The following is an 11252-nucleotide window of genomic DNA, read 5'->3' as shown; positions in this document are numbered from 1 at the left end:
GGCATCCTGTCCCATCACGGGAACGGAATAAAGATGTGACAGGAAAAACTCCGCATTATCCTGCCGAAGTTTGATTTATCTCATGTTCGCGCAAGGGGGACCAGTGCGATAAAAGTAACGCGATGGGGGCATCGCACATCGAATCATCACTTTAAAAACTTGGCAGGCTTTCCGGTTTGGAGAGCCTGCCATTTTCTTTTGAAACCTGTATCTGCTGTGATGATCGGCAACGGTCTTTAAAACCCCCGCCGTAACCCGCCATGATGGATGGCGGGACAGCACGGGGCAGTAACGGATACGCCGTGGCGTGTATTCAGCCCGTCCTTACATGAATGGCCGATTCGCTGGCGGGCATGGTAAAGGAACTGTTCTCATCACGCAGGACATATCCCTGCCCCCATACGGTGGAGATAAGCTGACCCGCCCCCGCAAGTTGCAGTTTCTTGCGCAGCTTGCAGATGAATACGTCAATGATCTTCATTTCCGGTTCATCCATGCCACCATACAGGTGGTTGAGGAACGCATCCTTGGTCAGCACCATGCCCTTGCGCAGCAGGAGCAGCTCAAGGATGACATATTCCTTGCCAGTCAGATGCACGCTGCTGCCCCTGACCCTGACTTCACGGCTGTCGAGGCACAGTTCCAGCGGCCCCGCGCGCAGGGTCGGTTCGCTATACCCCTTCGAACGGCGGACGATCGCCTGCATCCGCGCGGTCAGTTCCATGGATTCATAGGGCCGGGTCACATAGTCATCCGCCCCGGTCGAAAATGCCTTCACCTTGGCCGTGGGGGCATTTTCGTCCGACAGGATCAGGACCGGCGTGGGCAGCCGCGCCACCCGGCTGGTACGGATGACCTCATAGCCATCCATGTCCGGCAGGCATATGTCCATGACAGCCAGGTCATAGTTATAGGATTTTAACATTCCCACCGCATCATGTCCCGTATCGACATGATCTACTGTGAACCCGGCCCTTTCCATATGCCGGGTGGTCTCCTGGGCTTTTCGGGCATTAGGCTCAACTAGCAAAATCCGCATAACGACCATCCAGTAGATATTTACACTTCATCTACCTATAGGTGTATTGGTAACAATGAACAACCTAAAGTTGACCATATATTACGGTTGGCTCATGAATTTTATGCATCCGAAATCCCGGAGCTTTTAGGGGATAATTAACTATTCCACCGGCCGGCATCGACACCATGGTCAAGTGGTCCCGCGCCCGCGCCATAACCGGGGGCTGCCGCAATGGCCGCCTGCACATAGGCCCGCCCGCGCATGACCGCATCGCGCAGTCCCATCCCCTGCCCCAGCCCGGTGGCGATCGCACTGGCCAGCGTGCAGCCGGTCCCATGCGTATGCCGGCTATGGATGCGGCGGGTCACGAATTCCTCCGTTTCCCCGTCCCGCGTCACGAGCACGTCCACCAGTTCATCCCCCACCATGTGGCCACCCTTGAGCAGCACCGCACGTGGCCCGAGCGCCAGAAGATCAAGCGCCGCTGCGCGCATATCGTCACGCCTGGAGATTGAACGCCCGAGAAGGGCTTCGGCTTCCGGTAAATTTGGGGTGAGGACGGACGCAAGTGGTAACAAATTCGTGCGCAGCGTGGCCAGCGCGCTGTCATGCAGCAGTGCCGCCCCCCCTTTCGCCACCATGACCGGGTCCAGCACATAGGGAATATCGGGCACGGTGCGCAGCACACCGGCTATCGCCTCGATCACCTCCGGCTGGTCCAGCATACCGCTCTTGAAGGCATCCACCCCCAGGTCATCCATCACGCAGCGCATCTGCGTCACCACAAAGGCTGGCGGGACCGGCATGACATCCAGCACGCCCAGGGTATTCTGCGCCGTAAGTGCCGTGACCGCCGTCATGGCGAAGCCGCCCAGCATGGTGACGGTCTTGATATCCGCCTGAATACCCGCGCCGCCACCGCTGTCGCTGCCGGCCATGATAAGAATACGCCCGCGCATGGCTCAGTCCGCCATCTGAATTGCGTTGATGGACTCGCACATGGTCTCGACCACTTCCTTTACCACCGCTTCATCCTCGGCCTCCGCCATGACGCGGACCAGCGGCTCGGTGCCACTCTCACGCAGCAGCAGGCGACCGCGCGCGCCCAGCCGCGCCTCGACCGCGCGGCGGGCGTCCTGCACCTGCGGGTCATGCAGCGGGCTTTTCCCCGCGAAACGGATATTGCGCAATAATTGTGGATATGGCTGGAACAGGGTGCAGACCTCGCTGGCGGGGCGTCCTGTCTCCACCACTTCAGCCAGGACCTGCAGGGCCGCGATCAGGCCATCCCCCGTGGTGGCGAAATCGGACAGCACCATATGCCCCGACTGTTCCCCCCCGATATTCGCACCGAGTTCACGCATCTTCTCAACCACGTAGCGGTCGCCCACAGCCGTACGCACCAGTTCCAGCCCCTGTGATTCCAGGTACCGCTCCAGCCCCATATTCGACATGACCGTAGCCACGATATGCCGCCCCGAAAGCCGCCCCTGCCGCGCCCATGATTTGGAAATAAGGGCGAGGATCTGGTCACCATCGACCAGACGGCCCTTTTCATCGGAAATCAGCACCCGGTCGGCATCCCCATCCAGGGCAATGCCGATATCGGCCCGGTGGTGCAGCACCGCCGCGCACAGGGCCTCCGGCCGGGTGGAACCACAGCCTTCGTTGATGTTGACGCCATTGGGGTCGCAGCCAATGCGCACCACTTCCGCCCCAAGCTCCCACAGCGCGGTGGGGGCAACGCGGTAGGCCGCCCCGTTGGCGCAGTCGATGACGATGCGCAGCCCGTCCAGCCGCAGGCCACGGGGGAAAGATGATTTGGCGCTTTCCACATACCGGCCCGCCGCATCGTTCAGACGGGAGGCACGGCCAATATGGTCGGGTGCGGCCAGCAGGTCGGTCAGGTCCGAATTCATGGCCGCCTCGATCCCGGCTTCCGTCTCATCCGAAAGCTTGAACCCGTCGGGACCGAACAGCTTGATGCCGTTATCACCATACGGGTTGTGGGAGGCCGAGATCATTACCCCCAGATCCGCCCGCAGCGAGCGGGTCAGCATGGCGATGGCGGGCGTGGGCATCGGCCCCACCAGCGTCACATCCATCCCGGCGGACAGGAAGCCGGACACAAGCGCACATTCGATCATGTAGCCCGACAGCCGCGTATCCTTGCCCAGCAGCACGCTATGGCGGCGCGCGCCCTGCCTGAAATGCAGCCCGGCGGCCTGCCCCAGCTTCTGCGCCACTTCGACAGTCATGGGAAAACGGTTGGCGGTCCCCCGGATTCCATCAGTGCCGAACAGCTTTCTTTTTTTTACCATTACTGGGGGGTCTCCGGATGCGTTCTCGTCTTACACGACCTACCTTACCTGTCATGCCCGATCCAGTCCCTGGCGGACACGCAGCGCCTGTATCATGGCAGGAACGTTGTGAACCCGTAATACGGTTCCAGAAAAAACCATTCCTGGCAGGCTGGCCGCGATGGTGCCCGGATCACGGCGCGAGGCATCGGGTTCATGGCAGATTTCACCAATCATCCGCTTGCGTGAAACGCCCAGCAGCACCCGGCAGCCAAGGTTGGCCAGCAGCGGCAGGCGCGCCAGCAGCTCCAGATTGCCCGCCATGGTCTTGGCAAAGCCTATGCCCGGGTCAACCAGTATGCGCGCGGGCGCGATGCCCGCCGCCACGGCTTCCGCCACGCGCTGGCCCAGTTCGCGCGTTACGTCCACCGCAACGTCCTCATAAACCGCATGCTGGCCCATGGTCGCCGGGGTGCCGCGCATGTGCATGAGCACGACCGGGCAGCCATGCCGCGCCACGACCGCGCGCGCATGGGGGTCATATGTCAGGGCAGAGACATCGTTGATGAGATCGGCCCCGGCCATCAATGCGTGGTCCATGACCATCGCTTGCCGGGTATCAACGGAAATCCGCATGTCATCCAGCGTGGTGCAGGCGCGCATGGCACGGATAACCGGCCCGATGCGCCGCCATTCCTCCCCGGCCGAGACGGCGGGCGCGCCGGGGCGGGTGCTTTCACCGCCAATATCCACCAGCCGGCACCCGGCCGCATGCATCGCCTGTATGGAATCAAGCGCGGCCTGCACGTCATAATGCCGCCCGCCATCGCTGAAGCTGTCCGGCGTGACATTGATGATACCCATGACCTGCGCATCAGGTGGCAGGCCCGCATCCGGCACGGGCGCGCTGACCCGCTGCGCCACATCATGCCATTGGGGCGGAATGGCCGTAACCGGCACGATCCGGCCACGCTCATCCCCGCCAAACAGTCTGGCCAGCGCGAAGGCATAAGGCCCACCGGCCAGCCACAGCGCGGCCCCCGTCGCGACAGCCTGCCGCGCCGCGGCCCCGTGCAGCAGGCCGAGGGGCTCAATCAGCCGGTTATCCATTCTTCATCCGTACCGTTTTTCCCATGCCCCAGATACAGACATGGCGGGGCAGCCTGAAAGCCACCCCGCCATGTTTTCCCATTCCCGGCAGCAAGGACTAGCCAGCCGGGGCGACATTCCCCCCTTCGGGCGAGGGAAGCGGTGCCACCGGCGCGGAAGGTGCCGAAGGCGGCACGGACGGACGCCGGTTTTCCGGCATCGGGTCATCCACCACCACACGCTCGATCTTCTCGCCACGCAGGACCTGACGGATTTCCTCGCCCGTCAGGGTTTCGTATTCCAGCAGCGCCGAGCCCAGGCGATGCAACTGGTCGATATGATCCAGCAGCAGGGTGCGCGCCCGGTCATACGCCGCATCAATCAACTTGCGGACCTCGTTATCAATCTCGCGGGCGGTTTCCTCGGACACGTTCTTGTTCTGCGTGACACTGTGGCCAAGGAACACTTCCTGCCCGTTCCCGCCATAGGCCACCATGCCGAGCTTTTCGCTCATGCCCCATTCGGTCACCATGCGGCGCGCAACGTCGGTCGCCATTTTGATATCGCCCGATGCGCCGGTCGAGACGTTGTCGGGGCCAAAGATGATTTCCTCCGCCGCGCGGCCACCCATGGCCAGCGTCAGCTTGCCAATGCACCACGAACGGCTTTCCGAATAACGATCCTTCTCCGGCAGGCTCATCACCATGCCCAGCGCACGGCCGCGCGGTATGATGGTTGCCTTGTGCACGGGGTCGGAACCGGGCGTGAGGATACCGACCAGAGCGTGACCACCTTCATGGTAGGCGGTCATTTTCTTCTCGTCCTCGGTCATGACGAGGGAACGCCGCTCGGCCCCCATCATCACCTTGTCCTTGGCGTTCTCGAACTCCAGCATCGCGACGGTGCGCTTGCCAAGGCGGGCGGCCATCAGCGCGGCCTCATTGACAAGGTTGGCCAGATCCGCACCCGAGAAGCCGGGCGTGCCACGGGCAATGACCTTGGGGTCCACATCGGACGCCAGCGGCACCTTGCGCATATGCACACGCAGGATCTTTTCACGGCCCGCCACATCGGGGTTGGGCACGACCACCTGACGGTCGAAACGGCCGGGGCGCAGCAGGGCGGGGTCCAGCACGTCGGGGCGGTTGGTCGCGGCAATCAGGATCACGCCCTCATTGCTGTCAAAACCGTCCATCTCGACCAGCATCTGGTTCAGGGTCTGCTCACGCTCGTCATTGCCACCGCCCAGGCCCGCGCCACGATGACGGCCGACCGCGTCGATTTCGTCAATGAAGATGATGCAGGGTGCGGCCTTCTTGCCCTGTTCGAACATGTCACGGACACGCGACGCACCGACACCCACGAACATTTCCACAAAGTCGGAACCGGAGATGGTGAAGAACGGTACGTTCGCCTCCCCCGCGATGGCACGCGCCAGCAGGGTCTTACCCGTGCCGGGGGGGCCGACCAGCAGCACGCCCTTGGGGATCTTGCCGCCAAGGCGGGTGAACTTCTGCGGGTCACGCAGGAAGTCCACGATTTCCTGCAATTCGCCCTTGGCTTCATCAATGCCGGCCACGTCGTCAAACGTCACGCGGCCCTGCTTTTCGGTCAGCATGCGGGCACGCGACTTGCCAAAGCCCATGGCCCGGCCACCGCCGGACTGCATCTGGCGCATGATGAAGATCCATGCACCCACCATCAGCAGCAGCGGCGCGTAATTGATCAGGTAGCGCAGGATCGGGTTGGTGTCGCTTTCCAGCGGCTTGGCCGCGACCTCCACCCCCTTTTCCGTCAGGCGCGGGATCAGGGTCGGATCCTGCGGGGCATAGGTGTCGAACGAGGTGCCATCCGTCAGCGTGCCGGTAATGTTATGATCCTGCACCACAACCGACCGGACATGCCCGCTGTTCACGTCCCCGATGAAATCGGAATATGCCAGTTGCTGCGATGCGTGCTGCACGCTTCCCGGCTGGAAAACGTTAAACAGCAGCAGCAACAGGACGATGATGATAACCCACAGGGCCAGGTTCCGGCCGAAATTGTTCATCTTGCCTACTGTTCCATCCGCTGGCCCCTTCGCATCACCCGACAGCGGGCAGACGAACAGACGCCACGTTCACTACGTTTATCATACATAGGACGATCAAGGGATATTCACACCCCCAATCCATTACCTTTTATTAAAGCCTGACCTGCTGCTGGCCGCCGTCACCACCAAACAGCGCACCGGACAGCACCGGATGGGGCGGCTGGTTCATGAACACCGCATCCCCCGCCGCGTCATGACGGTACAGGCCCATATGTGGTACGGACATGACCTCGTTTCCAGACCATAACGCCGGTAATGTGCGCAGCACGCAGGCAGGCCAGACCGACCGGCCCCGCCCGGCGGGCCACCATGCCGCCACCGGCCCTGCCGCCCCGATACGCCACCGTGGCGGCAGGCCGCGTGCATGCAGCACGAAGCGGCGGTCCCACACCGCGCCGGAACGGGCGGGCATGGGTGGGGCGACGGCCGCTTCCTCCCGCGCCACGAGCCACTGCCCGTCACGCCATGGCATGATCCGCGCACCCGCCAGCGTCGCGGCCTTCGAACCATGGGCCAATGCCGCCACACTATCACGGCGCGGGGGATAGTCACGCCCGCCGATCACCCGGATCAATGCCGCAAGCACCCGTGGCGGCACGGGACCGGCAGGCAGCACGACCCAGCCCCCGGCATGATAGCGGGCATGGGCGGCCAGCCAGCGGGTATCATCATGGTCCTGCGCCATGCGCGCGGTACCGGCCTGCATGGCCCCGGCCCGCAGGCGGGCATCAAGTTCCCCATCGCACGCCAGCGCCTGGCGCGCGCGGGCGCGTTCGGTGCGCAGGTCAGCATTGGACGGATCTTCCACCCATGCAATGCCTGCCGCGCGCACCGTGGCGTAAAGGGAGGCCTTGGAAAATGCCAGCAGGGGCCGGACGATACGGACATCGGCAACCGGCGTGACCAGCGCCATGGCGGCCAGTCCGTCATCACCGCTGGCCGCACGGCTGCGCATCATGACTGTTTCTGCCTGATCGCCTGCATGGTGGGCCACCAGCAGGTCAAGCGCGCCAATATCCCGACATGCGGCGAACAGGGCCTGATAGCGCATGCGCCGGGCACGTTCCGCCATGCGCGGCCCACGCTCCAGCCCCTCAAGGGTCAGAAGGCGGCCCGGTACGCCCAGCGCCGCGAGGCGGGTGAGCGTTTCCTCAGCCTCGCGCCGGGATTCAGCCCGCAGCCCATGATCGACCACCAGAGCCACCACATCCTGCCGCCACTGCCGGGCAAGACAGGCCAGCGCCATGCTGTCCGCGCCACCCGATACCGCAATGGCCACCGGCAGGCCCGGCCCCGGCCATGGGCCCAGCCGCGCCATGATGGTGGCGAAATCAGGCAGGCTGACCGGATTGCTCCCGCTCACGCGCGGCAATCCGGGCCTCAGCTACACTTGGCGCGCTTGCGATAGACCTGCTCGGCGGATTTGATGCGGTCGGCGGGAGTGGGAAACTCACTGGAGAGCTTGTCCAGCGCCTGACAGGCGGATGTCCGGTCATTCAGCGCCAGCAGGGTGGCCGCAACACCAAGCAGCGCGCTGGGCGCATGCGCGCCATGGGGCGCGCGGTTATAGGCGTCATAATAAGCAAGGGCGGACTGGCGATACTGCTTCTGCCCTGCAAGGGACTGGGCCAGCAGGTACTGCGCATCAACCTGTTTCGGCCCCTTGGGGCCGGAGAGCACCTGCTGGGCACTGGCCTGCGCGGTCGTGTAGTCATGCTGCAGCAGCGCGTCGTTCCCGGCCTTCAGCAGATCATCAGCCGAGCGTTTCGTCGCCGCCGGGGCCGCAGCCCCCTTGGCCGCCGCCGCAGGTGCTGCGCTGGCCGTGGCGGCTGCTGCGGCCGGAGCCGCCCCGTGGCCATGCTGCATGGCGAAGTTCATGTCATCAATCTGTTTGCTCATGGTCGCGGTCTGCTGCTGGACCTGATTGTTGAGCTGGTCGATCTCACCACGCATGTCACGCACCTGCTGTTCAAGCGTGTTGACCCGGTCCAGCAACTGCAGCGTCAGGTTGCCGCTGTCATCATCGGCATGCGCACCGCCGAGGCAGGCCAGCGATACCCCACCCGCCAGCATGGCCACCCTGCCCCACCGGCGGGGAGAGGACGCAACCGAAAGGAAACATGACAACACAGACCGCATGGACCAGACCCTTCTGCAAACTACGCAGGCATACCTAAAACAAAACCGGCCGGGCGATAAGCGCCCGACCGGTTTCATACACTCACAGTCACGCCATGGAGGACGTGGCCAGAAGCTTACTGCACCGCCGTGATGGCGTTACGGTTCTGGGACCATGCCGATTCATCATCGCCAGGGGCCGTGGGGCGGTCCTTGCCGTAGGAGATGGTCGTCAGGCGCGAGGCATCAACACCCTTGGCCACCAGGTAGTCGTGCGCGGCGTTGGCGCGGCGCTCACCCAGTGCGATGTTGTATTCCTCGGTGCCGCGATCATCGCAGTTACCGGCGATCTGCACATGCACCTGCGGGTACTTGGCCAGCCAGGCCGCCTGCTTGTCCAGCGTCGCCTTCGCGTCGTCGGACAGGCCGCTCTTGTCGAACGCGAACAGGACACGGTCCCCAGCCGTCGCCACCAGGTCAGCTTCGCTGCCCGGCGCAGGACCAACCTGCTGCGTGGCGGCGCCCGTGTTCACATTCTTGTTCGCATGATCGGAACAGGCCGCCAGAAGGAGGGCCATGCCAACCGCGCCAAAAAGCTTCAGTTTCATTACTTTTGATCCTGGATCGGTTTCTTGCGTTGAAACCAGTTGTTGAATTTCCGGATTTAAATATGGAACGGCCCCGAGTCTCGTTACGTCCTGCCTAACAGCTGTAAAAACAGAGACTCGCGATCGCTGGAAACCGTTGTCAGATTAGCTTTTAAATCCGGTTTCCGTCAATGTTGGACAAACACATACCGGCTATTTGATAACCAGTTAGGTGCCGAAACAGTATCCGTCCAATATATTGAAATAATTTACTTATTCAGCGGCGACCACGCCGGGTCCGACGCGCTGCCCGCCGGCAGGGCGCGCTCGTGGAAGCCGGTGATGTCGATTGTGCTGATACCTGTTGCAAATCCGGCACCATTACTGCCTCCCGAACTCTGCCGGCAGAAGGCCAGGACACGTCCATTGGGGCAGAAGGACGGGCTTTCCACGGTAAAGCCTTCCGTCAGGATACGCTCACCCGTGCCGTCAGGCGCCATGACACCCAGCGAGAAGCTGCCATTGGCAATACGCGCGAACGCGATCAGGTCCCCGCGCGGCGACCAGACGGGGGAGCCATAGTTGCCGTGCCCGTAGGAAATCCGCTTCGCATCCCCGCCCGAGGCACTCATGATATAGAGCTGCGGCGCACCGCCACGGTCCGAGTTGAAGACGATCTGCGACCCGTCGGGGCTGAAGGACGGGCTGGTGTCAATCGCACCCGAAGCCGTCAGCTGGCGCCGCGCCATGGTGGCCAGATCGACCACGTAAATATCGGACCCACCCCCACGGGTGACCGACAGCACCACCGAACTCCCGTCAGGCGAGAAGCGCGGCGCGAAGGAAATGCCCGAGAAATCACCCAGGATGCGCTGCTGGCCCGTGCTGAGGTTGAACAGGTAAACACGCGGCCGGTAATTGGCGTAGGACAGGAATGCCAGTTCACTGTTGGACGGGTTGAAACGCGGCATCAGAGTCAGCCACTGCCCATTGGTCAGGTAGCGGCTGTCCGCCCCGTCCTGATCCATGATGGCAAGCCGCGTGACCTGGTGCGAACGCGGGCCGGAACGGGCGATATAGGCGATGCGGGAGTTGAAATATCCCTGCTCACCCAGCAGGCGGCCATAGATCACATCGGCAATGATATGCGCGATACGGCGCCAGTCCTGCGCGGCGGCGGTATAGGCCGTGCCCTGTATCTGGGTGCCGGTCGGCACGTCCCACAGGCGGAATTCCACGCGCAGGGAACTGCCCTGATCCATGACCCGGCCGGTCATGACCGCGCGCGCGCCCATGGCCTTGAAGGTCGGGAAATCGGGGGTGCCCTGCGGCATGGTGGCGCTGATGGGGCGGAACAGGCCGCTATTGCCCAGATCGGCGGAAATGACGTCCGTGATCTGCTGGGCGACACCCGTGCCCAGCGAGGGCAGGACGATGGGAATGGGCGCGGTCCGGGCCTGATCGACCGTGATCTCCTCCGCGCCGGGGGCCGCGGCCTGGGCATGCGCATGGCCCGGGGCGAACAGCGGTGTGGCCGCTAGGCCGCCAGCCACGCCCCCGGCCATGAAACCACGCCGGCCAAACGCCGCCGCAAGCCGCGCGGCGTCATCATCGGGGATCAGTGGCTTTACGCTTGACGTCATTTTCTTCTCCTCGCCTTCATCCCGCTTCAATTCTCAGGGACGGAATACGAATTTCAGTTGCCTGGTCTGGCCCAGCAGGTTCTGCGGAATGGGCAGCTTGGCGCAGGTCGGGCTGAGCACCGCGTCACGCGCGCGTTCCGCCAGCGCACGGTAGGAGGGGTCGGAGTCCACCTGTGCTTGTGTCTGCGGTGCAAAATCCACCAGTCGTGCCGTGCCGGTGCCATCCACCGTCACGACCAGATGCGCCACGAACTGGGCATAATTACGCGCGGCCGTATCTTCCGTGTAGCAGCGGCGCACGGAATTGCCGATCGCCTTCTGCTCGGTCGCACTGAGCGCGCTGGTAATATCCCCATCGGGCGAACCCCCACCATCGGGCGCACCACCCTGCACCGGGTTGGG

9 protein-coding genes and 1 pseudogene are annotated in these 11252 nt (G+C 63.3%); all 10 read right to left on the bottom strand.

Going from position 1 to position 11252, the window contains the following annotated elements; genetic code table 11:
- Positions 1-313: 313 nt before the first annotated feature.
- A complete protein-coding gene (locus DY926_RS08660) occupies positions 314-1039 on the bottom strand; it encodes a response regulator transcription factor (protein ID WP_116703004.1) in 726 nt (241 codons plus the stop codon).
- Positions 1040-1176: 137 nt separating this feature from the next.
- On the bottom strand, positions 1177-1980 hold the full coding sequence (gene thiD / locus DY926_RS08655; RefSeq protein ID WP_116703003.1) for a bifunctional hydroxymethylpyrimidine kinase/phosphomethylpyrimidine kinase: 804 nt from the start codon (positions 1978-1980) through the stop codon (positions 1177-1179).
- A gap of 3 nt (positions 1981-1983) precedes the next feature.
- A complete protein-coding gene (gene glmM / locus DY926_RS08650) occupies positions 1984-3342 on the bottom strand; it encodes a phosphoglucosamine mutase (RefSeq protein ID WP_116703002.1) in 1359 nt (452 codons plus the stop codon).
- Between the two features lie 51 nt (positions 3343-3393).
- On the bottom strand, positions 3394-4431 hold the full coding sequence (gene folP / locus DY926_RS08645; protein ID WP_116703001.1) for a dihydropteroate synthase: 1038 nt from the start codon (positions 4429-4431) through the stop codon (positions 3394-3396).
- A 97-nt stretch (positions 4432-4528) separates the two neighbouring features.
- Positions 4529-6460, bottom strand: coding sequence for an ATP-dependent zinc metalloprotease FtsH (gene ftsH, locus DY926_RS08640; protein ID WP_116703000.1), 1932 nt, complete (start codon positions 6458-6460; stop codon positions 4529-4531).
- Between the two features lie 133 nt (positions 6461-6593).
- The gene (gene tilS, locus DY926_RS08635) at positions 6594-7820 is read right to left on the bottom strand and encodes a tRNA lysidine(34) synthetase TilS (RefSeq protein WP_116703006.1); all 1227 of its coding nucleotides are present in this window, start codon (positions 7818-7820) and stop codon (positions 6594-6596) included.
- 62 nt (positions 7821-7882) lie between these two features.
- Positions 7883-8641 (bottom strand): tol-pal system YbgF family protein, encoded by a 759-nt coding sequence (locus tag DY926_RS08630; protein ID WP_116702999.1) that lies wholly within the window; start codon positions 8639-8641, stop codon positions 7883-7885.
- A 116-nt stretch (positions 8642-8757) separates the two neighbouring features.
- On the bottom strand, positions 8758-9228 hold the full coding sequence (gene pal / locus DY926_RS08625) for a peptidoglycan-associated lipoprotein Pal (protein ID WP_116702998.1): 471 nt from the start codon (positions 9226-9228) through the stop codon (positions 8758-8760).
- Positions 9229-9476: 248 nt separating this feature from the next.
- Positions 9477-10850, bottom strand: coding sequence for a Tol-Pal system beta propeller repeat protein TolB (tolB, locus tag DY926_RS08620; protein ID WP_116703005.1), 1374 nt, complete (start codon positions 10848-10850; stop codon positions 9477-9479).
- A 33-nt stretch (positions 10851-10883) separates the two neighbouring features.
- Positions 10884-11252 (bottom strand): annotated as a pseudogene (locus tag DY926_RS08615) (energy transducer TonB); the annotation flags it as partial.

Origin of the sequence: Komagataeibacter melaceti (genome assembly GCF_003403295.1) — a bacterium.
GTDB classification, from domain to species: domain Bacteria; phylum Pseudomonadota; class Alphaproteobacteria; order Acetobacterales; family Acetobacteraceae; genus Komagataeibacter; species Komagataeibacter melaceti.
The sequence above is the reverse complement of the archived record's forward strand: the minus strand, read 5'-3'. Positions and strand labels throughout refer to the sequence as shown.